Consider the following 26,602-nt stretch of genomic DNA (forward strand, 5'->3'; position numbering starts at 1 on the left):
GCTAATTCCAAGCTGTTCAGCCTTGCCTTCGTGCAGGGCCAGGGAGATTTGACCTCATGACAAGCACCACCCTGCTCACGCGTTCGCGCGTGCTGAAGCGCACTGCGCTCGTGTCCGCTCTGGGCGCCTGCCTCGTTGCGGGCTCCGCCTTCGCTCAGAGCACCGTCGGCGACGTTTACGGTACCGCCACGGCTTCGCAGACCATCCAGATGCAGAACCTCGGCTCGGGCCAGACCCGCCAGGTCACCGTCGGCGAAGACGGCCGCTACCGCGTCTCGTCGCTGCCGGTCGGCAACTACCGCATCAACGTTCAGCAGAACGGCCAGACCGTCACCACGCGCGACATCAACGTCATCGCTGGCCAGTCGGCACAGATCAACTTCACCGCGCCGGCCGCTTCCGCCGATGCGAGCCCGCAGTCGCTGGACACCGTGACGGTGTCGGCCAATGCGCTCGCCTCCATCGACGTCGCGTCGGTCGAATCGCGCACCAGCTTCACGGCCGACCAGCTCGACAAGCTGCCGGTGCCGCGTAACGTCGTCGACGTCGCCGCGCTGACCCCGGGCACCACCAAGGGCGACACGCGCTTCGGCAACCTGCCGTCGTTCGGTGGCTCCTCGGTCGCCGAGAACAGCTACTACGTCAACGGCTTCAACGTCACCAACCTGTACAACAACCTGTCGTTCTCGGAAGTGCCGTTCCAGGCCATCCAGCAGCTCGACGTGCAGACCGGCGGCTACGGCGCGCAGTACGGCTTCTCCACCGGCGGCGTGACCTCGGTCATCACCAAGCGTGGTACCAACGAGTGGAAGGGCGGCGCCAGCTGGGTGTACACCCCGGCCTACGCCCGCGAGAACGAAGACACGACGTACCGCAAGAACGGCACGCTGTATCGCAACTACGACCGCAACTCCGACAACGACAATGTCTACTCGGCATGGATCGGCGGCGCGCTGGTCAAGGACAAGCTGTTCTTCTACGGCATCTTCCAGTCGCACCGCGAAACGGGTACCACCTACCCGACCGCTCCAGGCACCGGCAAGGGCCAGTCGTCGACGGCCGCCACGCGCGATACGTACAGCGACCCGTTCTACCTGATCAAGCTTGACTGGAACATCAACGACAGCAACATCCTCGAGTACACGAGGATGAACAACACCAAGCACACGACGAACAATTACTACTCGTCGGTCTATGGTGCCGACGGCACGCCTTACACCACGGATTACCGTGGCCAGCGCCAGGTGAAGACCGGTGGCGACGTCGATATCTTCAAGTACACCAGCTACCTGACCGACGACCTCACCCTGTCGGCTCAGTGGGGCAAGATGAAGAGCAAGAACTCTTCGCAGTACATTGCTCCCGATGGCACGACCACCAAGTACGACGGCAACATCAACGGCGCCAACAACGGTTGCCCGTACGTCATCGACAGCCGCGACAGCACGATCAACGGCATCACCCAGCCGTACAACTCCTGCTACACCTCCAGCACGATCGACATCTTCAACGGTGAAGATAAGCGCACCGCGTGGCGCATCGACCTTGACTGGAAGATCGGCGACCACGACATCGCCGGCGGTTTCAGCAAGGAAAAGTGGAGCTCGGATGCCGGCCAGAGCTACGCCGGTGGTTCGCTGTACTACTACCAGACCAACAAGGCTGGCCAGGATTTCGTCTCGCAGTACAACTACCGCACCGGTGGTTCGGTCTCGATCGACCAGAAGTCCTACTACCTGCAGGACAGCTGGCAGATCAACGATCGCTTCCTCGCCTACATCGGCGTGCGTAACGATTCGTTCGACAACATGAACGGCGCTGGCAAGACCTTCGTCAAGCAGAACAACATCTGGCAGCCGCGTCTGGGCCTGTCGTGGGATCTGTTCGGCGATTCGTCGACCAAGATCTTCGCCACCGCCGGCCGCTACTCGCTGCCGATCGCCGCGAACGTCGCCCTGCGCGCCGCTACGTCGTCGTACTACACGATCCAGGACTACAACTACTCTGGCGTCAACGCCCAGGGCGTGCCGACCCTCGGCGCCCCGATCGGCGACCTCCAGATCGTCAACGGCGAGAACGGCAGTACGCCGGACCCGCGTTCGGTGGCCTCGCGCGACCTGAAGCCGTACTCGCAGGATGAGTACATCCTCGGCTTCCAGCACCGCCTGACCAGCGACAACGAGTTCCTGAACGACTGGGTTGTCGGCGCCAAGGCGATCTACCGCAAGCTCAACAACGCCATCGACGACACCTGCGACTGGCGTCCGTTCTATGCCTACGGCCAGTCGATCGGCCTGAACATGGACGCGAACGGCGACAAGTTCACGCCGCCGTCGACCATGCCGGGTTGCTACATCTACAACCCGGGCAGCAAGCTGACCCTCGACCTCGATCTGGACGGCAGCGGCGTGCTCCGCAACGTCACGATCCCGGGCGACAAGCTTGGTCCGAAGGCGAAGCGTAGCTACCAGTCGGTCGTGCTGACCGCTGAGAAGGCTACCGACAAGTGGTACGTGAACGCGTCGTACACCTGGGCGAAGAACTACGGCAACACCGAAGGTCTGGTGAAGTCGGACAACGCCCAGACCGATACCGGCACGACCAGCGCATTCGATTACCCGGAAATCATGAACGGTTCGAACGGCTACCTGCCGAACGATCGTCGCCACAGCATCAAGGCTTACGGTGGCTACAAGTTCACGCCGGAATGGTCGGTTGGCCTGAACCTGCTGGTCGAGTCGGGTCGTCCGACGAGCTGCTTCGGCGGCGGCAACGGTATTCCTTACGGCATCCCGAGCTACCAGTCCGAGTACTTCTACTGCGAAGGCGAAGTCAACGAGCGCGGTCACCAGAAGCGTCTGCCGTGGAACTGGACGATCAGCCCGAACGTCGTCTACACCCCGGCTTACGTCAAGGGTCTGACGCTGCAGCTGGACGCGATCAACGTGTTCAACAACAGCAAGCCCATCGCGATCAGCGAGATCGGCGAGCGTGCGAACCAGACGTTCTACAACACGACGTACCGCGTGCCGACCTACTACCAGACGCCGCGTTACTTCCGTCTGATGGTCCAGTACGACTTCACCCTGTAATACCCGCACGGAGTCGCTAAGGCGACGAAGCGCAAGGAGGGCCGCCCGCAAGGGCGGCCCTTTTTTATGTCGTCAGCGTTTTTTTGTAGGAGCCCGCTTGCGGGCGAAAGCCAACATAGCGGAGATGATGTGCGTGACATCCGCAGCCCGTAGATCGGGCTCGCGGAGGTGAGTATCCGTCTTCATCGCCCTGTTGGCTTTCGCCCGCAAGCGGGCTCCTACAAAAAGGCAAAACCCGGCGGTCAGGAATTGAGCAGCGCAACGCAAGTGCGCGCCAGTAAAGGACGAACCCGACTTATCCACATGCTTATGCAGCAAGTGTCCACAGCGCCTGTGGATAACGCGGCGTCCATCGTTTTCTGTGGGAGCGCGCCTGCGCGCGAAAGGGTGCTCGCGATAACCGGTCGTATCGGCGAGCACCCTTTCGCGCGCAGGCGCGCTCCCACAGAAAACGGCCATCGGAATCGAAGCCGTACGCGGGACCTCAGAGGATCAGCGGGCGATCCGGCAGTTCATTGGTGCGCGGCGAGCCATCCGCGGGGAAGTGAAGTGCCAGCAGCGCATTCGCGGCGGCCACACCCGCCACCATACCTTCGCGCCACTGCCCGGCGGCGAACGCTTTGCGCATCTCAGTAGTGATGGTCTCCCACTCACCCTGCCCGACCCTGGCGACGATGCCGCGATCCGCGACGATCTCGATGTGATGCTCGGCAAGCAGCACGTACAGCAGCACGCCGCAGTTGTCGTGCGTGTCCCACACACGCAGGTGCGTGAACAGGTCCAGTGCATGGACGTGAGCCGTATAGCCCGCCATCACGGACCCGATCGGCAGACGCGATTCGATCACCACCCGCAATTCGCCGCGGTGTGTGCTTTCGCCTTCGCCGACGTCGTGTGCGATGGCGTCAAGTACATCGGACGGAAACTGCCGGTGCAGCTGGAACCATGCACCGAAAAGGTTGGCGAAAACGCGCTTCATATCCATTACCAGCTCCCCGATGAGCCGCCGCCACCAAAACTGCCGCCGCCACCGCTGAACCCGCCGCCTCCACCACCGCCGCCGAACCCGCCACCACCAAAACCGCCACCGCCGCCGAAGCCCCCGAAACCGCCCCAGCCGCCGCCACCGATCGAGCGCCCCGCTCCCGCAGGGATCAGCATGAATCCCGCGCCGAGGACGGCCGCGAGCGCGCCCACGCCGAGCGAGGCAAGCACGAGCCATACGATGCCGCCGGCGACGGCACCGCCGACGGGTGCGCGCACCCACCACGGCGACCTGCCGAGAAAGCCCTTAACGGCAAACACCACCACGATGAGAATAAAGAACCAGTTGCTGCCGCCGCGATGGCGCTCGTGATTTTCGTCGGGCGCCACGGGCGGCGGCAAAGCCTCGCCCTGCACAATCTGAGTGATCGCACCGACGGCATCGGCGATGCCGCCGTAGTAATCGTTCGTGCGGAATTTCGGCGCCAGGTATTCGCGAATGATGCGCGAAGCGATGGCATCGGGAAGCGCGCCCTCCAGGCCGTAACCGACCTCGATGCGAACGCGCCGGTCGCCCTTGGCGACCAGCAGCAGTACGCCGTCGTCGGGGCCTTTCCGCCCGACCTTGTTCGCCTCGGCGACCTTGAGCGAATAGCTCTCGATATCGTCGGGCTGGGTGCTGTCGACGACGAGGACGACGACCTGGGCACCCTTCGTTTTCTCCAGGGCGGTGAGCTTACCGTCCAGCTCATCCACCTGCTGAGGCGTCAACGTCCCGGTGAGATCCGTGACGTGACGCTTCAGCGTGGGTGCGGCCGGCTCGTCCGCGAAAGCGGATGTCGCCAGCGGCAGCAGGAGTGCCGCCAGCAGTACGAGCAGACGGCCCCGGAGGGATGACATCAGCGCGTAGCCGCGGGAGCCGGTGCGCTGTTCGGAGCGGTACCGAAGTCGACGGTGGGCGCGGTGGAAATCGCCTTCTCGTTCTCGACGCTGAAGTTCGGCTTCACCTTGTAACCCATCACCTTGGCGGTGAGGTTGTTCGGGAACGAACGGATCAGGGTGTTATAGGACTGCACCGACGCCACATAGCGATTGCGCGCCACGGTGATGCGGTTTTCGGTGCCTTCCAGCTGCGCCTGCAGGTCGCGGAACGAACCGTCGGCCTTCAGCTGCGGATAGTTTTCGCTGACCACCATCAGTCTCGACAGCGCACCGCTCAGCTGACCCTGGGCCGCCTGGAATTTGGCGAGCGCTTCGGGATCGTTGAGCAGTTCCGGCGTGACCTGGACGCTGCCGACCCTGGCGCGCGCATTGGTCACTTCGGTAAGGACGCGCTCTTCGTGCTGGGCGTAACCCTTCACGGTATTGACGAGGTTGGGCACCAGGTCGGCCCGGCGCTGGTACTGGTTGAGCACTTCGGACCAGGCAGCCTTGACGGCCTCGTCCTCGCGCTGGATAGAGTTGTACCCGCAACCGGACAGGGCGAGAACAAGCAACAGCGTTGCGGCGGCGCGCAGAAATTTCATGGCGAGGCTCCTTGCATGGGATGGCTATAGAAGCATCGCCAGCCCGCACGATGCAATGACCACGGCAGTTACCGGCACTGCCGGTTCAGAACCAGCGCGGCCCGAGGATCAGGGCCCAGGTCACCGCAACCATCGTCAACAGGATGAAAACGGCGGCGGAACCCATGTCCTTCGCCCGGCCAGCCAGCTCGTGGAATTCGGGGCTCACCTTGTCCACGACCGCCTCGATCGCCGAATTGAGCAATTCGGCCGACAGCACCAGCATCGGGAACAGGATCAGCAGGACCTTCTCGACGCCACCGTTACCCAGCCAGAGACCGAGCGGGACGACCACGACGGCGATCCAGACTTCGAGGCGGAACGAGGCTTCGTGACGAAAACAGGCCGCCAGACCCTTCATCGACCACTGGAAAGCAGCGAATATCTGGCGCGGGCCGCGCCCTTCGGTACTGGCCATGGGTTACAGGCCTCCCATCGTCGGAGCGCCTGCAGGCGCTCCTGCAAAAAACCGATCGGCGGCGCGGGCTTGGGAAAATATGTCGGGCATGCGGTCCGGCCGGGTCGTGATCACGAAGCCTCGCATGATGCCACAAGGCGCCCCCGGCGCCCTGAGACCGGCCCCTGCGGCGACATGCCGCGCCTCTGCCACAGCCCCATGACGGGACGATGGCACCGAAAGCGACCATTTGGGTTACGCTTGACCGGTTGTGGCCCGGTTCAGGCTCGCAACGCGGGAGACGGCCGACGGGCCGCCTCGTACCCGGTATCAGTACGGAAGACCCCATGGCAATCCAGAATCCACCCGTTTCACAGACCAAGTCATTCAGCACCGTATTCCTGATCGAAATGTGGGAGCGCTTCGGCTTCTACGGCATGCAGGTGCTGATGGTCACCTACATGGTAAAGAAGCTCGGCTTCGGAGACAGTGACGCAAACCTCGTATGGGGCGCGGCTGCCGCACTGATCTACGCCACCCCCGCGATCGGCGGCTGGGTCGGCGACAAGCTGCTCGGCACACGCCGCACCATGCTGACCGGCTCCGTGGTCCTGGCCCTGGGTTACGCCCTGCTCTGGATTCCGACGAACAACCCCTATTTCCTGTACATCGCACTCGGCGTGATCACCGTCGGCAACGGCATGTTCAAGCCCAACGCCGGCAACCTCGTACGCAAGATCTACGAGGGCGACGAAGTCCGCATCGACAGCGCGTTCACCATCTACTACATGGCCGTCAACATCGGCTCGACGGTATCGATGCTGCTGACGCCCTGGATTCGCGACTACGTCGGCGAACACTACGGCGATGCACTCGGCTGGCATACGGCCTTCGGCGTCTGCTCGATCGGCCTGGTCCTCGGCCTGATCAATTACGCGCTGATGCGTCGCACGCTCGCGCACATCGGCTCCGGTCCGGATGAGCGTCCCGTCAACTTCGGCCGCGCGGCCGCCGTATTCCTCGGCGGCATCGTCATGGTGCTGGTCGCGGCGTTCATCCTGCAGAACCAGGGTGTCGCGAAACTTTGCGTCTACGCCGCCGGCGTCGTGATCCTAGGCATCTTCGCGCACCTGATCCGTTCCAGCGAACCCAGCGAACGCGCCGGCCTGGTTGCCGCGCTGGTGCTGACGGTGCAGACGATTTTCTTCTTCATCTTCTATCAGCAGATGTCGACATCGCTGAACCTGTTCGCGCAGCGCAACGTCGATCTGTCGTTCAACCTGTTCGGCCTGCACATCTTCAACTGGATTCCGGAGCAGTTCCAGTCGCTCAATGCGATCTGGATCGTGATCCTTAGCCCGATACTGGTGCTGGTCTACAACAGCCTCGGCAAGACCGGCAAGGACCTGCCCGTCGCCGGCAAGTTCGCGCTCGGCTTCGCCGCCGTCGCGGCCGGCTTCTTCATCTACGGGCTCGGCGCGCATACCGCCGTGGCCGGCCAGATTTCGTCCTGGTACATGGTCTGGGGTTACGGCCTGTATTCGCTGGGCGAACTGCTGGTCAGCGGCCTGGGCCTGGCGATGATCGCCCGCTACGTGCCGGCCCGCATGGGCGGCTTCATGATGGGTGCCTATTACGTCGCCGTGGGCGTCGCCCAGTACATGGGCAGCGTGGTGGCGAACTACGCCAGCATCCCGAAGGATCTTCAGGATCCGATCCAGTCGCTCGACATCTATACCAGCCTGTTCAACAAGCTCGGCCTCACCGGCATCGTCTGCACGGCCATCGCCGTGGCGATGCTGCCGCTGATGAAAAAGCTTTCGATGAGCCACGCACTAAGCTTTATCCCGCCAGTGCCTCCGGTACATAACGAAGACCTGTAAAATCGAAGGCCGCCCCCTCAAGGGCGGCCTTCTTTCCATGGCCCCTCCCCAACCGCCGTGACCGACCAACGTAAATCGCTCCGCCCTCGTTCAGGCCCCTTCGCCCTCGCGCGAACCCTGGCCTGGCTACGCCTGTGCGCCATTGCCGGGCAAAGCGTCGCGATCATGTTCTCGACGACGGTCATGGGCGTCGAAGTACCGTTGCTGCCCCTGTTCATCGGCGTGGGCATGCTGGCGGTCTTCGCGGCGTACGCGTCGTGGCGCCTGCTCCAGCCCTGGCCGCTGAGCGAATGGGAGGCGGTGATCCATATCGCCGCCGATACCGTCGTCCTGGGTTATCTCCTTTACTTCACGGGCGGCGCCAGCAATCCGTTCGTGACGCTGCTGCTGGTGCCGATCGCGCTTGCCGCCGCGGCCCTCACGATCCGAGGCGTTTCCGCCGTGGCCGCGCTGGCCGGCATCGCCTATGTGCTGCTGGTGCCGTTCCACGTATCGCTGCCCACCAGCGGCAGCCAGGTCACGGATTTCGACCTGCACGTGGCGGGCATGGGCGTGAACTTCATCATCACCGCCATCCTGCTCGGCGTTTTCATCAGCAATCTGGCGCGCACACTGCGCGTGCAGCAGTCCGAGGTGCAGCGCGTACGCGAACGCGCGCTTCGCGACGAAGGCATTCTGGCTATCGCGACACAGGCGGCCGGCGCGGCGCATGAGCTCAACACGCCGTTGTCGACGATGCGTACCCTGCTTCCCGAACTGCGCCGCGAACACGCCGACGACACGGTGCTGGCCGAGGACCTCGAACTGCTCCAGGGACAGGTCGAACGTTGCCGCACGATCCTTCGCGAAATGGTGGCATTCGGTCAGGCGCAGCTTTCGCAGGTGCCCGAGCGCGTGACGCTGTCGGCGTTCCTGCATGGTTGTCTGGAACGCTTCCAGTTGCTTCGGCCCGAAGCCGATCTCGAAGTCACGCTCGACGATGCGGCGGGAGCGACCATGCTGCGCTCGCCGCCGGGTCTGCGGCATGCGCTGATCAACCTGCTCAACAACGCCGTCGACGCGTCCTCGATGAACGACAGCGCCGCCGTTGCGCTCGAAGCGCGGGTGGACGGCGCCTGGCTCGAACTGATCGTCCGCGATCACGGTCCCGGCTTCGACGAAAGCGACGACGATCTGGGCACGCTCGGTCTGTCGCGTAAAACCACCGGCCTGGGTCTCGGCCTCGCGCTGGCCGAAGCCACCGCCGAACGTCTCAACGGCGAGCTCGCCGCCATCAATACCGACCAAGGGGCGGAGATGCGTCTGCGCCTGCCTCTTGCGGTCATCGGAGAACCATCATGAGCGAACAAGCCGTTCCCGTCCCGGGACGTCCCCTGCTGATCGTCGACGACGATACGACCTTCGCGCGCGTCCTCACGCGCGCGCTCACATCGCGCGGATTCGAAGTCATATCGACGGACAACGCCGACGATGCCCGTGCGCTGACCCGCCGTCACCAGCCTCGCTACTGCGTACTCGACCTGAAGCTGGGCGATGAGAACGGCTTGCGGCTGATCCCGGAACTCCAGACGCTGGTGCCGGATATCCGGATCCTCCTGCTGACTGGCTACGCATCTATTGCCACGGCCGTCGAGGCGATCAAGCGCGGCGCTCACGATTACCTGGCCAAGCCGGTCGACGCCGATGCCGTCGTGCGCGCCCTGCTGGACGGCGATGCGGGCGGCGAGAGCGACGACCCGCTCGATGCCCCCGACGCCCCGCTGCCGCTGCGACGCCTGGAGTGGGAACACATCCAGCGCGTACTGACCGAGTGCGAAGGCAATATTTCCGAGACCGCGCGACGCCTCGGCATGCATCGGCGCACGCTGCAGCGCAAGCTCAGCAAGCATCCCGTACGCGAACGTCCCGAAGAAGGTTGAACACCATGTGGCGACGACTTCTGCTGCTTTGCCTCGTGCCTTTCGCGGTAGCCGCTCAGGCACACGAAGGCATGGCCATGGATCATGCCGCCATGGGCGGGCATACCTCGACGCTAGGCTTCGGTGCGGCACTCGAACCGGGCGGGCGACTGTGGGTCGTCGACGCAGCCGGTCAACACATCCGCGTCCGCCATTCCGACGACATGGGCCGTACCCTCAGCGATCCGGTCATCGTCAACCCGACGCCCGAGCCGATTTATGCCGAGGGCGAAAATCGCCCCAAGATCGTGCTGGGTCCGAAGGGCGAGATTTACGTCAGCTGGTCGCAGCCACGCGCGAAGCCGTATACCGGTTTCGTGCGGTTCTCGCGTTCGCTGGATGGCGGCGCGCATTTCGATGCCCCCGTAACGGTCCACACCGACCGTGCCGAAATCACGCATCGTTTCGATTCCATCGCCGTGGACGGCAAGGGCCGCGTCGTCGTCGCCTGGATCGACAAACGCGATCTGGAAGCGGCGACCGCATCGAACAAACCTTATCTGGGCGCCGCGACGTATTACACGTGGTCGGACGATCGCGGCGCCACGTTCCATCCCGAGAAAAAAATCACGGATCAGAGCTGCGAATGCTGCCGTATCGCGTTGGCCGCCACGCCGGACGGTAACATCGCCGCGTTCTTCCGCGCCATCTATGGCGACAACATCCGCGACCATGCGTACGCGCTATTGCAGACCGACAGCCCGCCCGTCAAAGCGCAGCGTGCGACGTTCACCCAGTGGCATATCGAAGGCTGTCCGCACCATGGTCCGTCGCTCGCGATCGCGCACGACGGCACGCGTCACGCCGTGTGGTTCAGTGCCGCCGACGGCAAGGCCACGATCTGGTACGGCCAGCTGGTGCCGGGTAAAGCGCCCGTACATACGCTGGAGGTAGCCGGTGCGGGTGCCGCACACGCCGATCTCGCGGTTGCAGGTACGCATGTCTGGATCGTTTATCACCAGCAGACCGCCGAAGGCTTATCGTTGATGCTGCGTGAGTCGACGGACGGTGGCGCGCATTTCACCGAAGCGCGGGAGATTGCGCGTACAGCCGGGAGTGCCGGATGGCCGCAGTTGCTGCTGCGGGATGGGCGTGCATTTGTCGCATGGAATACGACGGATGGGTTTCGGCTTGTTTTGACGGAGTTGCTTTGATGGGTTCCGGGATCACCAGGACATCCGCTTCATTTGCTTCGTTTGTCTTCTCGCTTCGCAGGGATCGCGCTCGGGTGCTTCTTTTTGTCGCTGGGGTTTTGTTTGCGCACAGTGCTTTCGCGGTGACGCCGCTGGCGGCGGATGGGGTTAAGGCGCTTGTCGCCGCGCCGGCGAAAGGCGAGCGTGTGATCGCGTTATGGTCGCTGGACTGTGCTTACTGCGAAGAGAACCTGACCGCGCTGGCGAAACTTCAGCGCGAGCATCGCGATATCGATCTGGTGATCGTCGCGACCGATAGCATCGAACAGCACGAAGCGATCGATGCGCGCCTGAAGCAGGCCGGACTCGCCGACGTACCGTCGCGCGCGTACGCCGATGCGACACCCGACCGGCTGAACTATCTCATCGACCCGGCCTGGGGCGGCGAAACGCCGCGTACGCTGGTGATTCGCGCCGATGGCACGCGCCAGGGTTACAGCGGTGCGCTGGATGCGAAGCGTCTCGCGAAGATCGCACTATAAGCATCGCGGAAGACCCTGAATCCCTCGTCTTCGATCCCTTCACAACCGGGGTCGATCGATATAAAAGAGCGATCCCTATCGACATCGTCGTACTCCAGCACGAAGCAGGCGATAGATAGCAACCGCTGCAGGTGCTCCGTAAGTTTCTCCAAGCCGGAGTCCGGGACGTTCGCGGGAGGTGGCTAAACGATATCGCCGAACTTGCCGTCGCTGAAGCGCGATAACCATGTGTCGATCGTCGCCTTGTCGGGCGCGGCTTCCTTGTACTTCGCCACGGTCGCGTCGTAAGTCGCTCTGGAGCCGTCCTCATCGAACGGGACCGGCTTCTGGTTTTTCCGCTCATGTTCCATGGCATACCTCTCCGGTTAATGAAGAGATATGCTCGGGCCGCGCGCAGCACAGAGGCCAGTCAGCCGTTCGACGTAGGCGTGGCGAAGGAACCCTTTGTCCGCTCGCGCGTTACGCGTCAGGGAGCCTTCGGTTCGACGCCATCGTCCTCGTCGCCATAAATGGCGACATGCGGCACGCCATCCGCACCGATCCACCCACGGAACATGCCATCGGTGTTGAACGGCATCGCGATATGTCCTTCGCTATCCAGCGCGATCGCACCGCCATTACCGCCGAGCGCGGGAATTTCCTGATTGATCACTTCCGCTGCCGCGCGCGCCAGCGGCACGCGCATCTGGGTTACGCGCATGCATAGTTCGTGCGCCGCGACGGTGCGGATATAGAACTCGCCCCAACCCGTGCCGGATACCGCGCAGCCATCGTTCGCATAGGTACCGGCACCGATCAGCGGCGAGTCGCCGATACGGCCCCATCGCTTGTCGGTCATGCCACCCGTGGACGTACCCGCTGCGAGATGACCGGCCGCATCGAGCGCGACGGCGCCCACCGTGCCGAAGTGCTTCGCGGTTTCTTCGTCGGCGTGAGCCGATTTCGTAGCGTCTTCCTTCAACGCTTTCTGCAACTGCTGCCATCGCTCGTCGGTACGGAAATAGGAAGGATCGACAAGTTCGATACCGTTTTCCTTCGCGAACGCTTCGGCCCCCGGACCGGCAAGCATGACGTGCGGCGAATGCTCCATCACCGCGCGAGCGAGCAGGATCGGATTCTTGACCCGCTGCACGCCGGCGACCGAACCGGCTTTCAGCGTGAAGCCGTCCATGATCGCGGCGTCGAGTTCGTTCTTCCCTTCGTGAGTGAAGACGGCACCCTTACCCGCATTGAAGTTGGGATCGTTTTCCAGCACCACGATCGCGGCGCTCACGGCATCGATCGACGCCTTGCCGGCTTTGAGTTCGGCGTAGCCTGCCGTCAGTGCCTGCGTCATGGCGGCGCGCACCGCCTTGTCCTTCGCGGGCGACATGTCGCGCTTGATCACACCCGCGCCGCCATGGATGACGAGTACGGGCGTCGCGGCGGTCGCGATACCAGCCGCACCGGCCGTGACCATCGCAAAGGCGAACGGAAAACAGAACTTCATGGCTACCCCTCCCAGGTGACACGGGGGAGTATAGCGAGGGATGCCCTAGGCTATCTGCGGATGAGGAAAACGTATGCTCGCGATGCGGTTCGCACCGGGAAGCGTCCGCAGTTCCAGCGGCCACTGGAACCGGTCGCTCAGGCGCCGCGCGATCGCCAGATCGAAACCGTGCCGGTCGACCGATGTATGCGCCTTTCGCGCACTCGGCGCCTCGACCGCGTCGACAGCGGGATTGATCACGCTGACGCTGCCGGGCATCACCGTGACCACGATCCTGCCCTGATCGGTCTGCTGCAAGGCGTGCCGTATCAGTTGTCCGCACAACACCGCGAAAACCCTTGGCGATGCATGCAGGGCGAAGGTGGCCGGTTCGTCCAGTATCAGTTCGACAGGACGTCCCGCGATCAGCTCGCGTGCGTATTCGACTTCCTGTCGCAGTACGTCGTTGACGATGAAATCTTCTTCGGCGAGGCCCTTGTCCGACTCTCGCGAAAGGATCAGGAACGCCTCTACAAGGGCTTCGAGTTCGCGTGCCGAACGACGGATGCGTTCCAGGGAACGATGACCGAATTCGCTGAGCAGCGGTTCGTCGGCGAGCATGTCCGAGGACATTTTGATCACCGTGAGCGGGCTGCGCAGTTCGTGACTCGCATCACGCGTGAAGTTGCGTTCGCGTTCGCCGTAGCTTTCGATGCGGGTGGCGAATCCGTGCAGGCTCTTCACCAGCGACACGACATCGCCATCGGACTTTCGCGACAGATGACCCGAACCGAAAACCTCCATGTCCGGACGGTTCGGATCCCATGTCTCCATCGCCCGTGCCAGCGCGGACACGGGCTTCCACTCCCGGGCGACGGCCATCCACGCCAGCCCGCCCGAACAGAGCACGACAGCGAGCACCGCCCACAGGGGGGCCACGTTGTTCATGCCCATGAAGGTTGCAATCAGCACGACCACGATCTGCAACGCAAACACGATAGCCAGTCGTCGACCAAACGTGCCACGCCTTATCGCTGCCTGTTGTTCCCTGCCATCCATTCTGTTTACACCGAAGCCATCCTGTCTTAAGCCGATTGCGAAGCCGCAACCTCGGAATCGAGATCGGCGAGGCGGTAGCCGGCCGAATGAATGGTATGCAGCAGCGGCCGGCCGAATGGCTTGTCGATGACGCGGCGCAGATTGTAAAGATGCGAGCGCAGCGTGTCCGAATCGGGCAACGTGTCGCCCCAGATTTCCCGCTCGATATCGCGCCGGCTGACCACGCGCGGCGATTCGCGCATCAGGATCGCCAGCAGCTTCAGACCGATGGGCGAAACCGTCAGTTCCTGACCTTCGCGGGTCAGCCGCAGCGTTGCCGTGTCCAGCGTCATGTCGCCGACATTGAGCACTTCGGACGACACCTGGCGACGGTCGCGGCGGATCAGGGCGCGCAAGCGCGCTTCCAGCTCGCGGACTTCGAACGGCTTGACGAGATAATCGTCCGCACCCGCCTCGAGGCCCACCAGCTTGTCGTCCAGCGTATCGCGCGCGGTCAGCATCAGCACCGGCGTGGATTTCTTGGCGTCTTTACGCAGTTTGCGGCAAAGGTCCAGACCATCCATACCGGGCAACATCAGATCCAGCACGACGACGTCGTAACTATTGCTCACGGCCAGATGGAGGCCGCTGACGCCATCGGCGGCATAGTCCACGGAGTACCCCTTGCGCTCAAGGAACTCGCCGACCATTTCGGCAATTCCCCGATTATCTTCAACCAGGAGAATCAGCCCACTCTGTTCGTCGTGTGCGCTCATCGACTTACTCCTCTGCTAATTCACAAATGTGAAGAGTTAACGGCCGGGCCGGTGAGAACAGCGTGAAGAGCCGCGATCGGTGTTCATCTTCGGGTAACCGATGTGGAGAAAACGTCGGGGGTGCGCGAAACCCCCTGCAGGAGCGCGCTCCTGCATAAGGGCAATCAAAGTAGCGGCTTCAGTGCCGGCCATACGTTTTCCGCCACACGCGGCTCGCCTTTGGCGGTGGGGTGCAATCCGTCGTCCTGCATCAGCGACGGGTCCGTCGCGACGCCATCGAGCAGGAACGGCAAGAGGGCGACGCGGTGCTTCGCGGCGGCATCGCGATACACCGCGCGCAGACCGTCGCGATACTGCGGCCCGTAGTTGATCGGCAGTTCGATGCCCAGCAACAACACCTTCGAGCCAGCTTTAACGCTGGCGGCAATCATCGCGTCCAGGTTTTCGCCCAGCTTCGCCAATGGCAGGCCACGCAGACCGTCGTTGGCGCCCAGCTCGATCACGACGACACCCGGCTTGTACTTCTCCAGCAGGGCCGGCAACCGGTTGCGGCCGCTCAGCGAGGTTTCTCCGCTGATGCTGGCATTGACGACCGCCCAGGCCGGCTCCATGTCCGAGGTACGCGCTTCCAGCAGGTGCACCCAGCCGGCTTCCACCGGAATGTTGTGCGCGGCCGATAGCGAGTCTCCGAGCACCAGGACAGTCCGTGGCGATGGCGAAGCCGCGGCGGCGCTGGCGCACCACAGGAACAGCAACAGGATCAGGCAACGACGCATGAGCGATTCTTCCCGTGTTCTTCTCGAAGTAGTCGATGTTAGCAAGTCGGTTTCAGGCCCGGAGGGCCGGCTGGATATCCTGAGTGGCGTGAACCTCGCGGTCGCGAAAGGCGAGAGCTTCGCCATCGTCGGTGCGTCGGGCTCGGGCAAGACTACCCTGCTCGGCCTGATCGCCGGCCTGGACACGCCGACCACCGGCAGCATCCGCCTCGATGGCGAGGCACTGGAAAAAATGGACGAAGAAGCGCGCGCGGCCGTACGCCGCCGCCTCGTCGGCTTCGTCTTCCAGTCGTTCCATCTGCTGCCAGCCCTGACCGCGGAAGAGAACGTCATGCTCCCGCTGGAACTGGAAGGCAACGACGATGCACGGGACCGCGCTCGCGAGGCGCTGGAATCGGTGGGCCTGGGCGCGCGACGCCGGCACTATCCCGCCCAGCTTTCCGGCGGCGAACAACAGCGCGTCGCGCTGGCGCGCGCGTTCGTGCACCGGCCGCGCGTACTGTTCGCCGACGAGCCCACCGGCAATCTGGATCAGCACACCGGCGAACACGTGGGCGACCTCCTTTTCGAACTCAATCGCGTCCACGCGACCACACTCATTCTCGTCACCCACGATCCGCATCTCGCCGGCCGTTGCACACGTAGCGCGGCACTTCACGACGGTCGACTGGGAGTCGTGGCGTGAATGTCCTCCGGCTGGCCTTGCGTACGCTCCGTCGCGAATGGCACCTGGTCGAACTGCGCACCCTCGCCGCGTCGCTGGTACTCGCCGTCGTCGCGCTTGGCGTCGTCGCCACGCTATCGACGCGTATCGAACGCGGCGTACTGGCCAGCGCCGCGGAACTGATTGGCGGCGACATGGGTATCTCCGCACCCTCGGCGCTGCCGGCGCCGCTGGTCGACGCCGCGCGCCAGCGCGGACTTTCCAGCACGCGCGGCGCGACCTTCCCCAGCGTCGCCTTTGTCGACCAGCGTAGCCAGCTGGTCGACGTCCTCGCGAGCGATGCGTCCTATCCCCTGCGCGGCACGCTGGAAATCCGCGGCATCGACGGTCAGGACCGTGTCGCGCATGCACCGCCGCCGGGCGAGGTCTATCTCGACCATCGCGCGATGGTGGGTCTCGGCATCCAGCCGGGCCAGACCGTGCAACTGGGTGGCCGCGACCTGAAAGTCACGGCCGAACTTATCCGCCTGCCCGATGGCGGCGAACTGTTCGCACTGGCGCCGCGCGCAATGATGAGTCTCGACGACGCAAACGCCGCCGGCCTGCTCGCCACCGGCAGCCGCGCGCGGCATCGTCTGCTGGTCGCAGGCACGCTCGCCGAGGTCGCCGACTGGCGACGTTTCGTCGAAACCCAGTCGTTGCCGCAGGGCGCCGAACTGATCACGCCGGAACAGACGCAGGAACGCATGCGCACCGCGTTCGACCGCGCCAGTTCGTTCCTGCGGCTAACCGCGCTGCTGTCCGCGCTGCTTGCCGGCGTCGCCATCGCGCTCGCGGCGTCGCGTTACGCGCGCCGGAAGACGAACGAAGTCGCCCTGCTCCGCGCCCTGGGCACACCGCGTCGCCGCGTCGCCGCCCTGCTGATCGCCACGCTGGCCGCGCTGGCCTTGCCCGCCGCGGCGATCGGCGTCGTGATTTCGCTCGCACTCGCACAAGGCGCCTGGTATTTCGCGAGCCAGATGTTCGCCGGCGTGCCGACAACCTTGCCGCTCAGCCCCGCCTTCGCCTCCGCTGCCGTGGGTCTGGCCGTACTGGCGGGCTTCGCGCTTCCGCCCCTGGTACGTCTGGCGGAAGTACCGCCTGTTGCCGTTTTCAGGGACAGCGTGAGCCGTAGCGTCCGTCGTTTCGACGCGCTCTACCTGGTACCGCTGGTCGTCGCGCTCGCACTGGTCTGGCTGCAAGCCGATTCGGCGAAACTCGCAGGCATCCTCGCCGTCAGCCTTACCGGTGTCGCGGTGGTGGCGGCCGGCCTCTCCGCCCTGCTCCTATGGATCGCGCGGCGTGTCGCGCCCGGCGCGCATCCGGCATTGCGCCTTGGCCTCGCGGCACTCGCCCGGCGTCGCGGACTCAGCCTCATCCAGGCAACGGCCCTATCGTTGGGACTGTGCGCTTTGCTCCTGCTCGCGGTCATCGCGCCCGCATTGCTCGACGGCTGGCGTCGCGAACTTCCCGCCGACACACCCAACTGGTTCGCACTCAACCTGCAGGACGACCAGCGCGCCGACTTCGAACATCGACTCGCCGGCCTCGGCGCCAACAAACTCAACATGCTCCCGCTCGCGGTCGGCAAACTCACCGCCATCAACGACAAGCCCATCGCCCAGCTCACCTTCAAGGACGAACGCGCGAAAGACTGGTCCGACCGGCAGTTACGTCTGTCCTGGAGCGGCGACCTGCCTCCGTCGAACGTGCTCGTCGGCGGCCAGTGGTCCGGCGAACGGCCGGCGCAGGCGGAGGTATCCATCGATACAACGTGGCGCGATATGTTCGGTCTGAAAATCGGCGATCGCATGCGCTTCGTCATCGGCGAAGGCGAAGTGGAAGCGCGCGTGGCAAGCGTCCGCCAGGTCGACTGGAGTTCGTTCCGCGTCAACTTCTTCCTGCTCCTCGATCCCGCCCACGCAGCCGATCTGCCGCACACCTGGCTGGCCAGTTTCTACCTGCCGCGCGGACACGCCGACGACCTAGCGAGGCTATCGCGCGATTACGGCAACCTCAGTCTGGTCGATGTCGATGCACTGCTCGACCGGGTCAGGGAAATCGTCGATCGCGTCGGCTCCGCCGTGCGCTGGGTACTCGGCTTCAGTCTGCTAGCCGGCGCACTCGTCCTTGCCGCCGCGCTGGCTGCAAGCGCGCAGGAACGCCGCCACGAAGCCGCGCTGCTGCGCACGCTGGGTGCAAGACGCGGTCAGCTACGTGCGGCGGCCGCTTGCGAATTCGCATTGCTGGGATTGGTCGCCGGACTCACCGCGGCACTGGGCGCTACCGGTGCGGGTATCTGGCTGGGGAATGCGATCTTCCATATCGAAGGCTTCGTGCCGCCGCTGTGGCCATTGATCGGTGCCGCCGCACTCGCTGCGTTCGTTGTCATGGCCATCGGATTGTTCGGTACACGGAAGGTGTTGCGAACGTCGCCCATGGAGTTGTTGCGGGAGTAAAACATCGCAACAAAAGATCCTGTCGCCCCGTTACACCCTCACCGTCGCTCCTGCCCAGGCAGGAGCGACGGTGAGGGGTGAGGCGGCGCGAGAGGACGTCAGCGATTCGCTTTAGCTCGTCACACTCATTGCCTCACCGCTCGGTGGAACCAGCCGTCCCCCTCGCCGGGCCCGGTAGGAGGGTGAGGGTGGACTGGCGGATAAGGCCCCCGAAGGGGGGAAGGGGCAGGACGCCCCTTCCTCGGTGCGCGGGCAGGAAGCCCGCTCACCGAGCCCCGCCAGTCCACCCGCGTCGCGCAGCGACCGCCCGACGTGGGCCCGGCGAGGGGGACGGCTGGTTCCATGCGACGACGCCCCGAATGACGGTGCTCTTCTAGCAACACGCCGCAAAGCAAACCACGACTACAAAGCGGGCGAAACCATATCCAACGCCATGACAATCGCATCCTCACGCCCAGACTTAGCCGGGTAATACCCCGGCCGCCGCCCGATCTGCGCAAACCCCAGCGACTCGTACAACCCCTTGGCCACAGGATTGGAAGGTCGCACTTCGAGGAATACGCGCTCGGTGCCATACCAGCGCGCCAGATCCAGCAAGCGCCCCATCATCCGCCGGCCATACCCCAATCCCCGGTGCTGATTCGCAATGCAGATATTCAGCACATGCGCCTCGCCGGCAGCCACCGACAAGATGCCGTAACCGGCGATTTCCCCGTCGTGCACGATTACCCAGCAGTTATGTCCCACCTGCAGACAGTCGCGAAAAATACCGGCGGTCCAGGGAAAGTCGTACGACTCCTGCTCGATCGCGACCACGGCGTCCAGATCCTCGCGATGCATCGCGCGAACTTCCGTCGAGGGTCGGGCAACCGCAACCATTCCGGTCAGCTCGTGGCCAGTGCGCGCCTCAGGGCGCGCAGGCCATTCCACAAACGCCGCTTGGCGGCGGGATCGGCCAGGACGGCCGCAGGCGTATCGACCAGGACGATGTGCGCCGCGCTCATCACGGCCGCGGGAAGATCGTGTCCCAGCGCACGGGCCTGACCTTCGCCAAACACTAGATAGGAGCGCGCCACCGGCACCGGTCCAAGCCCCTGCGCGCCGACTTCCAGCCGCGCCGCACGGGCCACGACCGAACCCGAAGCACGCAAGGCGCGGCCCAGCAGATCGAGTTCGCGTTCGCTGCAACCGGCCGGAATGACGACCACACAGACCGCATCGACACCCATGACCGAACCGCCGGCATCATGCGCGGAGTCGTCGACAGCGACGCCCGGCGACGTCCGCAGACGCCATGGCGTGACGCCCATGACGCGAAGCAGGCGTGCGCGCCTGCGTGGATCGGCGATGGCGGCAACAGCGGCCACCGGTCAGTCCTGCGCCCGCGCGTGCCGACGCGCGCGCCGACGATGGGTCGCACGACCCCAAAGTGTCATCACCGGACCGGACACCACGTAGATGACGGCCACGGCGAAAAGAACGCGTGCCGTGTCGATCAGCAGCGCCACCACGATCAGCACCGCGGCAATCAGCCAGATAAACGACACGCGGTCGCCCTTCGGCCAGGCCTTGAAGCTGTAATAGCGCACGTTGCTGACCATCAGAAGGCCGGCAAGAATGGCCAGCGGCATGGCGAAGAACGCCACCGACGGCCCCGGAATATCGAATTTTTCCATGGTCCAGACGAAGGACATGCACAGCCCCGCGGCCGCCGGGCTGGCAAGACCCTGGAAATAGCGCTTATCGGCGACGCCCACCTGGGTGTTGAACCGCGCGAGGCGAAGCGCCGCGCAGACCGCATAGATGAAGGCGGCCGCCCAGCCGATCTTGCCCCAGACCCGGCCGTAGTCGGCCAGGGACGAGAGCGCCCAGGTGTACATGACCAGCGCGGGCGCCAGGCCAAAGCTGACCAGGTCGGACAGGGAGTCGTACTGGACGCCGAATTCGCTCTGCGTATTGGTCATACGCGCCACGCGCCCGTCCATGCCGTCCAGCACGCCAGCGACGAACACGGCGAATGCCGCCGTCGCGTAGTGCCCGTTGATGGCGGACACAATGGCGTAGAAGCCCGAAAACATGGCTCCCGTGGTGAACAGGTTCGGCAGAAGGTAGATGCCGCGATGGCGCGGCGCCCGAGCGGGAGTCGGATCGGTCATGGTCCATTCCGGGACGGTGGGCAATCAGTTTAATGGACTGGGACGATGCGTGCGTAGACCGCCTGCCGCGTGTCCTGGGTCACATTGCGGGACGGGCCGCTTGTATGCGCCCGCCACGGATGATAACTGTACCCGCGCCATCACCCACTGGATTCCGCTCCATGCGCCGTTACCTGGTCGTCGCTCTGCTCGTTTCGGTTGCCACCATGGCCCACGGCCAGGCGCAGTTCTATAAGTGGAAGGACGCGCAAGGCGTCACCCACTACACCGATGCTCCGCCGACCACCGGCACGAAGTTCGACAAGGTCCATACCAACGGGACCGCCGAGGCTCCGGGGCCCGTTCCCGTGCCCGCGCCAGCCCCGGCGGCCGCGAACAAGGCTCCGGCCGGGACTACCGCCGACACGCCGGACAACCGGAAGAAGCTCTGCACGCAGCTGAAAGCCAACATCGACCTGCTGGCGTCGAGCCAGCCCGTCTCGGCCGACGACGGCAAAGGCGGCCAGACACAGCTGGATGCCAACGGCCGCAAGCAGCAGCAGGAAGCGGCTCAGACGCAATACCAGACTTACTGCAAGTAATCGGCCGACGGCCCTGAGCCGGATTCCGCGCCGCCCCGGACGGGCGCGTGGCCATGGTGCACGCCTATAATCTCCTTCTTTACCCCCGGATCTTCAGACTCATGCGTCTCAGCCAGTTCCACCTCGCCACCGTCAAGGAAGTACCCGCCGACGCCGAAGTCGCCAGCCACAAGCTGATGCTGCGCGCCGGGATGATTCGCAAGCTCGCCTCGGGCCTGTACACCTGGTCGCCGCTGGGCCTGCGCGTGCTGCGCAAGGTGGAAAACGTGGTCCGCGAGGAAATGAACCGTGCTGGCGCCATCGAAATACTGATGCCGTCGGTACAGCCGCGCGAGCTCTGGGAAGAAACCGGTCGCTGGGAGAAATTCGGCAACCAGCTGCTGAAGATCAAGGATCGCAAGGAGCAGGACTTCTGCTATGGCCCGACGCACGAGGAAGTCATTACCGATTTCGCGCGCAACGAGCTGAAAAGCTATAAGCAGCTGCCGCTCAATTTCTTCCAGATCCAGACCAAGTTCCGCGACGAAATCCGCCCGCGTTTCGGCGTGATGCGCGCGCGCGAATTCCTGATGAAGGACGCCTATTCGTTCCATCTGACGCACGAATCGCTCGCTGAAACCTACAAGGTGATGTACGACGCCTATTCGCGCATCTTCACCCGTCTGGGACTGACGTTCCGCGCGGTGGACGCCGATACCGGCGCGATCGGCGGCAGCGCCAGCAATGAATTCCAGGTACTGGCCGATTCGGGCGAAGACGCCATCGCCTTCTCGGACGGTTCCAGCTACGCCGCCAATATCGAACTGGCCGAAGCCCGCGCGCCGACAGGCGAGCGCCCTGCTCCGTCCGCCGACCTGATCCGGGTTCCGACGCCCACCCAGCGCAGCATCGATGAAGTCTCCGCTGCACTCGGCGTGTCGCCGGCACAGTGCATCAAGACGATCATCGTGCGCGGCCGCGAAGGCCTCGTGGCGTTGTGCGTGCGCGGCGACCACGAACTCAACGAAGTGAAGGCGGCCCACCTGCCCGAACTGCCGGATGAGTCCGAGCTCGCCAGCGAAGAGGAAATTATCGCCGCCATCGGCACGCGCCCCGGTTTCATCGGCCCGGTCGGTCTGCCCGAAAGCATTCCGGTCATCGTCGATCGCAACGCGGCCATGCTGGCGGACTTCGTCTGCGGCGGCAATCAGGACGGCACCCACTACACGGGAGCCAACTGGCAGCGCGACGCCCGCATCGACCGCGTGGTCGATCTGCGCAAAGTTGTCGAAGGCGATGCCTCGCCGGACGGCCACGGCACGCTGCACCTGGCACGCGGTATCGAAGTGGGCCATATCTTCCAGCTTGGCCAGAAGTACGCCGAAGCCATGGGAGCCAATGTCCTCGACGACCAGGGCAAGCTCGCCACCATGTACATGGGTTGCTACGGCATCGGCGTCAGCCGCATCGTCGCCGCCGCCATCGAGCAGCGTCATGACGACGCGGGCATGATCTGGACGGACGCCATGGCCCCGTGGCGTGTCGCGGTGTGCGTGATCAATCCGAAGAACTCGCCGGAAGTCAGCGAAGCGGCCGAATCGCTCTATCGGGAACTGTCGCAGGCCGGCATCGAAACGGTGCTGGACGATCGGGGCCTGCGCGCTGGCTCGATGTTCGCCGATATGGAACTGATAGGCATTCCGCATCGCGTCGTCGTCAGCGAGCGCGGCCTCGCCGCCGGCACCCTGGAATACCGCCAGCGCACCGAAACCGAAGCTCGCGCCATTACCCGCGACGACCTGCTGGCACTTCTCGCCTGAGGTTTTCAGATTAATCGTATTAGCGCTTATTAATCGCACGCGGCGATTTCATGAAAAGCCGGGCTTTAGCCCGGCTTTTTTGCATTTAGCGTACGCGTGGGAGAGAATCGGTAAGTAATTCACCATGAGCATTCCCGCGAACGACTCATGGTGCGGGGCAATAGAGTTCAACCAAAAAAATGCGGAGTTTCCCATGGCGGTCGATATCAAAAATCTCAATCACAATCAGCTAAACGATCTGATCACGAAGGCACAATCGCGTCAGACCGAATTGCGCAAGGACAAAGTCGTGAAGCTGCGTGAGAAAATCCACGCGCTGATCAAGGCCGAAGGCTTCGTATTCGACGACGTATTCGGTGCACGCGGCAAGGTAAAGCGCGTCGGCGGCACCGTCGCTCCGAAATATCGCAATCCCGCCAGTCCCGAACAGACCTGGTCCGGTCGCGGCAAACGCCCGCGCTGGTTCAACGAAGCGCTGAAGGCCGGTAAGAAGGAAAAAGACCTCCTGGTCTGATTCCGGCTCATTGACCATAAAAAAACGCCGGCGCAATGCCGGCGTTTTTTATGGTCGATCGCGGACGATTAAAGCGAGCGGCGTGGTGCCACCAGCAAATCGCCGAACAGAAGGCCCGCGACCAGCGACACCAGCAAGGTGATGCCGAGCAATCCGGTATCCATGCCCAGCGAGGCGTCCCGATCCAGTAAATAGGACACGCTGCGAAAACTCACGCTTCCCGGCACAAGAAGAATAATCCCCGGCTCGCGTACTACCGCTCCGGGCTGGTGCGCGAACCGCGCATATACATTGCTCAATGCGCCGAGCAGCACCCCGCCAATGAATACGCCGACCGGCGCGCCGGGCAACGAACCGGAAATCGAGCCGCCCCAGCGTGTGGCCAGATAACCAAGAATCACCGACCCCATCACAACCAGCCAGTCGCGCCGCGCTGCGCGAAACAGGATGGCGAAGGCGAAGGAACCCAGAACCAGCGACGGCCAGTCGGCCCAGGCGGGCAATGGCGGCACGACGTAATCGTGGGTCTGGATGCCGATGGCCTCGCAAACCTGGCTGGCCGCGACGGCGCCGAACGTGAGTTTGAGCAACGTGGCGACGGCGCCGCCCATCCGCGCGACACCCGCCACGAGATGTCCGCTGGATATCTCGCGTACGGCGGTCGTCAGCGCCATGCCGGGAAGCAGCACGATGAGGCTGCCGAGAATGACCGACTTCAACGCCAGCGGCACGATATACGCGCTGACGACGGTAGCGATGACGGTCGCCACCATGGCGCTGATGGCTTCGCTGGCGACGGCGAGACGCGGACGGGTAGCGGACGCGACGGTAATGCTGCCGATGACGATGCCGATGAAGCCCGCCGTGATCAGATCCACCCACGAACTGTGCAGCAGCAGCGCGACGACCGTGGCGGCGGCCAGACCGTAGCTGGCGATCAGACCGGCCTGCGCACGCCGGGTATCCGGGGCGCCCAGCGCACGCAGCGACTGGAAGCCCTCGCGCAGACCCATCTGCCCATCGATGACCGCGTCCGCGATGCGATCCGCCTCGCACAGACGCGCAAGGTTCACATCCCCGGGCGGCAAGCGCATGACCTGGGTGACCTGCGCCACGCCTTCGTCGCCCTGCGCCTGGTCGGCGAAGGAGACGATGATCGCGGTGGGACTGGACCAGACATCGGCGACCAGGCCAAGACGCTGCGCCACGCTGGACATGGCTCCTTCCAGTCGCGGCGCCGTAGTGCCGTACTGATGGAGTCGCCGGGCCAGTTCGACGAGGAACGCGATCCGCGTGTTGATCGCCGTGGTGGCGAACGAGGTGGGGACGTGGGTTCCTACGACGCCCATGCCTTTACCTGCAGCGTCGTGCCATCCACACCGGTGACTTCCACCTTCGTGCCCACGGGCAGGTCGGGTCCACTGACCAGCCACATGCCATCGCCGACGCGCGCTTTGCCGCGACCGTTGACGATGGGCTCGATCAGCTCGTAACGCTGACCGATCATCTGCTCGCCACGACGATTGAGCCGTTCGTTGCCCGCCGGAATGCGCTCGATGCGCGGCCGGACCAGTTTCCAGTAAACGAAGCAGGAAACGAAGGCGAAGGCGGCGAAAATCACCGCCTGCGCGATCGGCCCGAGATCGGGCGCGGCCAGCAGCACGATGCCCATCGCCGCCGCGGCAATGCCAATCCACAACATGAAGTAGCCAGGCAGGATGACCTCGCCACCGATAAGGACGAGAGCGACGATCCACCAGAGATAATGCAATGCCACGTCGGCTCCCATGTCGTCAGCGAATCGGCGGCGGTGTACGTACGTCCGCGTTCGCATTGTTCTGCGTCGCGCGAGCTTGTTGCTGGGAACTGAGCGAGTCCTTCGCCAGCTCGGCGATGCCCGCCAGCGAACCCAGGATGCCGGTGACCTCGATCGGTAGCAGCAGCATCTTCTGATTGGGCGACTTCGCCATTTCCTTCAGCGCCTCGACGTAGTTGTTGGCCACGAAGTAATTGAGCGCATTGACGTCGCCGCCAGCGATCGCCGTGGACACCATGGTCGTTGCCTTCGCCTCGGCTTCGGCTTTGCGCTCGCGGGCTTCCGCTTCGCGGAACGCAGCCTCTTTCTTGCCTTCGGCTTCGAGAATGGCGGACTGCTTTTCGCCTTCCGCCTTGAGGATGGCCGCCTGCCGGTAACCCTCGGCATCGAGGATGTTCGCGCGCTTCTCGCGCTCGGCCTTCATCTGGCGCGCCATGGCGTCGACGAGGTCGCGCGGCGGCGAAATATCCTTGATCTCGATGCGGGTAACCTTGACGCCCCACGGATGCGTCGCTTCGTCGATCACGCCAAGCAACTTGGCGTTGATCGCATCGCGCTGGCTCAGGCTTTCGTCCAGGTCCATCGAACCGAGCACGGTACGGATATTGGTCATGATCAGCGCGAGTGCCGCGCCTTCGAGGTTGGCGACTTCATACGCAGCCTTGGCTGCGTCGAGCACCTGATAGAACACCACGCCGTCGACTCGCACGACGGCATTGTCCTTGGTGATGACATCCTGCGACGGAACGTCCAGCACCTGTTCCATCATGTTCATTTTCCGGCCGATGCCATAGGCGAACGGAATAAGGAAATGCAGGCCCGGTGTGAGGGTGCCCGTGTACTTGCCGAACAGCTCGACGGTCCATTCATAGCCCTGCGGCACGATACGGATCAGTTTGGCGAGGACGACAACCACGACCATGACGACAACCAGCGCGACGATACTTCCCATTCCCTCTACT

At 64.0% G+C, this 26,602-nt stretch carries 25 protein-coding genes and 1 pseudogene; 11 read left to right on the forward strand and 15 right to left on the reverse strand.

Features of this window, described 5'->3' with window-relative positions:
* Window positions 1-56: 56 nt before the first annotated feature.
* Window positions 57-3,092 carry a TonB-dependent receptor gene (locus EC912_RS10720; RefSeq protein ID WP_132143746.1) on the forward strand — a complete coding sequence of 1,012 codons (3,036 nt, stop codon included), beginning with the start codon at window positions 57-59 and terminating at the stop codon, window positions 3,090-3,092.
* A 484-nt stretch (window positions 3,093-3,576) separates the two neighbouring features.
* On the opposite strand, the gene EC912_RS10725 is transcribed toward EC912_RS10720, so the two are convergent.
* The 4 genes from EC912_RS10725 to EC912_RS10740 form a co-directional block, all read right to left on the reverse strand.
* Window positions 3,577-4,077 (reverse strand): TPM domain-containing protein, encoded by a 501-nt coding sequence (locus tag EC912_RS10725; protein WP_132143748.1) that lies wholly within the window; start codon window positions 4,075-4,077, stop codon window positions 3,577-3,579.
* The gene (locus EC912_RS10730) at window positions 4,077-4,976 is read right to left on the reverse strand and encodes a TPM domain-containing protein (RefSeq protein WP_132143750.1); all 900 of its coding nucleotides are present in this window, start codon (window positions 4,974-4,976) and stop codon (window positions 4,077-4,079) included. The genes EC912_RS10725 and EC912_RS10730 overlap by 1 nt, the downstream gene beginning before the upstream one ends.
* Entirely contained in the window at window positions 4,976-5,602 is a 627-nt protein-coding gene (locus EC912_RS10735) for a LemA family protein (RefSeq protein WP_132143752.1), read from the reverse strand. The genes EC912_RS10730 and EC912_RS10735 overlap by 1 nt, the downstream gene beginning before the upstream one ends.
* 85 nt (window positions 5,603-5,687) lie before the next feature.
* Window positions 5,688-6,059, reverse strand: coding sequence for a diacylglycerol kinase (locus EC912_RS10740; RefSeq protein WP_132143754.1), 372 nt, complete (start codon window positions 6,057-6,059; stop codon window positions 5,688-5,690).
* 326 nt (window positions 6,060-6,385) lie between these two features.
* On the opposite strand from EC912_RS10740, the gene EC912_RS10745 reads away from it, so the two are divergent.
* The 5 genes from EC912_RS10745 to EC912_RS10765 all read left to right on the forward strand — a co-directional run bounded on the left by EC912_RS10745 (window position 6,386) and on the right by EC912_RS10765 (window position 11,554).
* The gene (locus EC912_RS10745; RefSeq protein WP_132143756.1) at window positions 6,386-7,921 is read left to right on the forward strand and encodes a peptide MFS transporter; all 1,536 of its coding nucleotides are present in this window, start codon (window positions 6,386-6,388) and stop codon (window positions 7,919-7,921) included.
* Between the two features lie 165 nt (window positions 7,922-8,086).
* Window positions 8,087-9,262: an ATP-binding protein gene (locus tag EC912_RS10750; RefSeq protein ID WP_132143758.1), complete on the forward strand. Its 1,176-nt coding sequence runs from the start codon at window positions 8,087-8,089 to the stop codon at window positions 9,260-9,262.
* Window positions 9,259-9,840 carry a response regulator transcription factor gene (locus tag EC912_RS10755; protein ID WP_132143760.1) on the forward strand — a complete coding sequence of 194 codons (582 nt, stop codon included), beginning with the start codon at window positions 9,259-9,261 and terminating at the stop codon, window positions 9,838-9,840. Before EC912_RS10750 ends, EC912_RS10755 begins: the two co-directional genes overlap by 4 nt.
* Before the next feature lie 5 nt (window positions 9,841-9,845).
* Window positions 9,846-11,033, forward strand: a complete 1,188-nt coding sequence (locus EC912_RS10760; protein WP_132143762.1) for a sialidase family protein — start codon at window positions 9,846-9,848, stop codon at window positions 11,031-11,033.
* Window positions 11,034-11,131: 98 nt separating this feature from the next.
* A complete protein-coding gene (locus tag EC912_RS10765; protein WP_243649225.1) occupies window positions 11,132-11,554 on the forward strand; it encodes a redoxin domain-containing protein in 423 nt (140 codons plus the stop codon).
* 182 nt (window positions 11,555-11,736) lie between these two features.
* Here the strand turns inward: EC912_RS10765 and EC912_RS19395 are convergent, their stop codons facing one another.
* The 5 genes from EC912_RS19395 to EC912_RS10785 form a co-directional block, all read right to left on the reverse strand.
* Window positions 11,737-11,904: a hypothetical protein gene (locus EC912_RS19395; RefSeq protein WP_165973569.1), complete on the reverse strand. Its 168-nt coding sequence runs from the start codon at window positions 11,902-11,904 to the stop codon at window positions 11,737-11,739.
* Window positions 11,905-12,020: 116 nt separating this feature from the next.
* Window positions 12,021-13,013, reverse strand: coding sequence for an isoaspartyl peptidase/L-asparaginase family protein (locus tag EC912_RS10770; protein WP_132143893.1), 993 nt, complete (start codon window positions 13,011-13,013; stop codon window positions 12,021-12,023).
* Window positions 13,014-13,088: 75 nt separating this feature from the next.
* On the reverse strand, window positions 13,089-14,018 hold the full coding sequence (locus tag EC912_RS10775) for a sensor histidine kinase (RefSeq protein WP_243649226.1): 930 nt from the start codon (window positions 14,016-14,018) through the stop codon (window positions 13,089-13,091).
* Window positions 14,019-14,107: 89 nt separating this feature from the next.
* Window positions 14,108-14,836: a response regulator transcription factor gene (locus tag EC912_RS10780; RefSeq protein WP_132143768.1), complete on the reverse strand. Its 729-nt coding sequence runs from the start codon at window positions 14,834-14,836 to the stop codon at window positions 14,108-14,110.
* 164 nt (window positions 14,837-15,000) lie between these two features.
* A complete protein-coding gene (locus tag EC912_RS10785) occupies window positions 15,001-15,612 on the reverse strand; it encodes an arylesterase (protein WP_132143770.1) in 612 nt (203 codons plus the stop codon).
* A 109-nt stretch (window positions 15,613-15,721) separates the two neighbouring features.
* Here EC912_RS10785 and EC912_RS10790 point away from each other — a divergent pair.
* Together EC912_RS10790 and EC912_RS10795 are read left to right on the forward strand one after the other, a co-directional pair.
* A pseudogene (locus EC912_RS10790) lies at window positions 15,722-16,297 on the forward strand (ABC transporter ATP-binding protein); the annotation flags it as partial.
* Window positions 16,294-18,774, forward strand: a complete 2,481-nt coding sequence (locus EC912_RS10795; protein ID WP_132143774.1) for an ABC transporter permease — start codon at window positions 16,294-16,296, stop codon at window positions 18,772-18,774. The pseudogene EC912_RS10790 and the gene EC912_RS10795, both read left to right, overlap by 4 nt.
* Window positions 18,775-19,176: 402 nt before the next feature.
* On the opposite strand, the gene rimI is transcribed toward EC912_RS10795, so the two are convergent.
* Genes rimI through pssA form a run of 3 tightly spaced genes read right to left on the reverse strand, consistent with a single transcriptional unit; the run spans window position 19,177 to window position 20,930 of the window.
* Window positions 19,177-19,653, reverse strand: coding sequence for a ribosomal protein S18-alanine N-acetyltransferase (gene rimI / locus EC912_RS10800; RefSeq protein WP_132143776.1), 477 nt, complete (start codon window positions 19,651-19,653; stop codon window positions 19,177-19,179).
* A gap of 5 nt (window positions 19,654-19,658) precedes the next feature.
* Complete coding sequence (locus EC912_RS19655; RefSeq protein ID WP_243649227.1) at window positions 19,659-20,141, reverse strand: hypothetical protein; 483 nt, start codon at window positions 20,139-20,141, stop codon at window positions 19,659-19,661.
* Between the two features lie 3 nt (window positions 20,142-20,144).
* Window positions 20,145-20,930, reverse strand: a complete 786-nt coding sequence (gene pssA / locus EC912_RS10810) for a CDP-diacylglycerol--serine O-phosphatidyltransferase (protein ID WP_132143778.1) — start codon at window positions 20,928-20,930, stop codon at window positions 20,145-20,147.
* Window positions 20,931-21,091: 161 nt separating this feature from the next.
* Here pssA and EC912_RS10815 point away from each other — a divergent pair, with 161 nt between their 5' ends.
* The 3 genes from EC912_RS10815 to EC912_RS10825 all read left to right on the forward strand — a co-directional run bounded on the left by EC912_RS10815 (window position 21,092) and on the right by EC912_RS10825 (window position 23,824).
* The gene (locus EC912_RS10815; RefSeq protein ID WP_132143780.1) at window positions 21,092-21,511 is read left to right on the forward strand and encodes a DUF4124 domain-containing protein; all 420 of its coding nucleotides are present in this window, start codon (window positions 21,092-21,094) and stop codon (window positions 21,509-21,511) included.
* A 101-nt stretch (window positions 21,512-21,612) separates the two neighbouring features.
* Window positions 21,613-23,310, forward strand: a complete 1,698-nt coding sequence (locus EC912_RS10820) for a proline--tRNA ligase (RefSeq protein WP_132143782.1) — start codon at window positions 21,613-21,615, stop codon at window positions 23,308-23,310.
* A gap of 193 nt (window positions 23,311-23,503) precedes the next feature.
* Complete coding sequence (locus EC912_RS10825; protein ID WP_132143784.1) at window positions 23,504-23,824, forward strand: H-NS family nucleoid-associated regulatory protein; 321 nt, start codon at window positions 23,504-23,506, stop codon at window positions 23,822-23,824.
* A 68-nt stretch (window positions 23,825-23,892) separates the two neighbouring features.
* Here EC912_RS10825 and EC912_RS10830 read toward each other — a convergent pair whose 3' ends face one another.
* Genes EC912_RS10830 through EC912_RS10840 form a run of 3 tightly spaced genes read right to left on the reverse strand, consistent with a single transcriptional unit; the run spans window position 23,893 to window position 26,592 of the window.
* Window positions 23,893-25,173, reverse strand: coding sequence for a threonine/serine ThrE exporter family protein (locus tag EC912_RS10830; protein WP_132143786.1), 1,281 nt, complete (start codon window positions 25,171-25,173; stop codon window positions 23,893-23,895).
* Entirely contained in the window at window positions 25,161-25,613 is a 453-nt protein-coding gene (locus tag EC912_RS10835) for an NfeD family protein (RefSeq protein WP_132143788.1), read from the reverse strand. Before EC912_RS10835 ends, EC912_RS10830 begins: the two co-directional genes overlap by 13 nt.
* A gap of 4 nt (window positions 25,614-25,617) precedes the next feature.
* A complete protein-coding gene (locus EC912_RS10840; RefSeq protein WP_132143790.1) occupies window positions 25,618-26,592 on the reverse strand; it encodes an SPFH domain-containing protein in 975 nt (324 codons plus the stop codon).
* Between the last annotated feature and the right edge of the window lie 10 nt (window positions 26,593-26,602).

Source organism: Luteibacter rhizovicinus (assembly GCF_004342265.1).
Lineage (GTDB): Bacteria > Pseudomonadota > Gammaproteobacteria > Xanthomonadales > Rhodanobacteraceae > Luteibacter > Luteibacter rhizovicinus_B.

Excerpts from the sequence above, each read along its gene's own strand:
- EC912_RS10720 (WP_132143746.1), top strand. The coding sequence starts at position 57 with ATGACAAGCACCACCCTGCTCACGCGTTCGCGCGTGCTGAAGCGCACT.
- EC912_RS10725 (WP_132143748.1), bottom strand. The coding sequence starts at position 4,077 with ATGGATATGAAGCGCGTTTTCGCCAACCTTTTCGGTGCATGGTTCCAG.
- EC912_RS10730 (WP_132143750.1), bottom strand. The coding sequence starts at position 4,976 with ATGTCATCCCTCCGGGGCCGTCTGCTCGTACTGCTGGCGGCACTCCTG.
- EC912_RS10735 (WP_132143752.1), bottom strand. The coding sequence starts at position 5,602 with ATGAAATTTCTGCGCGCCGCCGCAACGCTGTTGCTTGTTCTCGCCCTG.
- EC912_RS10740 (WP_132143754.1), bottom strand. The coding sequence starts at position 6,059 with ATGGCCAGTACCGAAGGGCGCGGCCCGCGCCAGATATTCGCTGCTTTC.
- EC912_RS10745 (WP_132143756.1), top strand. The coding sequence starts at position 6,386 with ATGGCAATCCAGAATCCACCCGTTTCACAGACCAAGTCATTCAGCACC.
- EC912_RS10750 (WP_132143758.1), top strand. The coding sequence starts at position 8,087 with ATGTTCTCGACGACGGTCATGGGCGTCGAAGTACCGTTGCTGCCCCTG.
- EC912_RS10755 (WP_132143760.1), top strand. The coding sequence starts at position 9,259 with ATGAGCGAACAAGCCGTTCCCGTCCCGGGACGTCCCCTGCTGATCGTC.
- EC912_RS10760 (WP_132143762.1), top strand. The coding sequence starts at position 9,846 with ATGTGGCGACGACTTCTGCTGCTTTGCCTCGTGCCTTTCGCGGTAGCC.
- EC912_RS19395 (WP_165973569.1), bottom strand. The coding sequence starts at position 11,904 with ATGGAACATGAGCGGAAAAACCAGAAGCCGGTCCCGTTCGATGAGGAC.
- EC912_RS10770 (WP_132143893.1), bottom strand. The coding sequence starts at position 13,013 with ATGGTCACGGCCGGTGCGGCTGGTATCGCGACCGCCGCGACGCCCGTA.
- EC912_RS10780 (WP_132143768.1), bottom strand. The coding sequence starts at position 14,836 with ATGAGCGCACACGACGAACAGAGTGGGCTGATTCTCCTGGTTGAAGAT.
- EC912_RS10785 (WP_132143770.1), bottom strand. The coding sequence starts at position 15,612 with ATGCGTCGTTGCCTGATCCTGTTGCTGTTCCTGTGGTGCGCCAGCGCC.
- rimI (WP_132143776.1), bottom strand. The coding sequence starts at position 19,653 with ATGGTTGCGGTTGCCCGACCCTCGACGGAAGTTCGCGCGATGCATCGC.
- pssA (WP_132143778.1), bottom strand. The coding sequence starts at position 20,930 with ATGACCGATCCGACTCCCGCTCGGGCGCCGCGCCATCGCGGCATCTAC.
- EC912_RS10815 (WP_132143780.1), top strand. The coding sequence starts at position 21,092 with ATGCGCCGTTACCTGGTCGTCGCTCTGCTCGTTTCGGTTGCCACCATG.
- EC912_RS10820 (WP_132143782.1), top strand. The coding sequence starts at position 21,613 with ATGCGTCTCAGCCAGTTCCACCTCGCCACCGTCAAGGAAGTACCCGCC.
- EC912_RS10825 (WP_132143784.1), top strand. The coding sequence starts at position 23,504 with ATGGCGGTCGATATCAAAAATCTCAATCACAATCAGCTAAACGATCTG.
- EC912_RS10830 (WP_132143786.1), bottom strand. The coding sequence starts at position 25,173 with ATGGGCGTCGTAGGAACCCACGTCCCCACCTCGTTCGCCACCACGGCG.
- EC912_RS10835 (WP_132143788.1), bottom strand. The coding sequence starts at position 25,613 with ATGGGAGCCGACGTGGCATTGCATTATCTCTGGTGGATCGTCGCTCTC.
- EC912_RS10840 (WP_132143790.1), bottom strand. The coding sequence starts at position 26,592 with ATGGGAAGTATCGTCGCGCTGGTTGTCGTCATGGTCGTGGTTGTCGTC.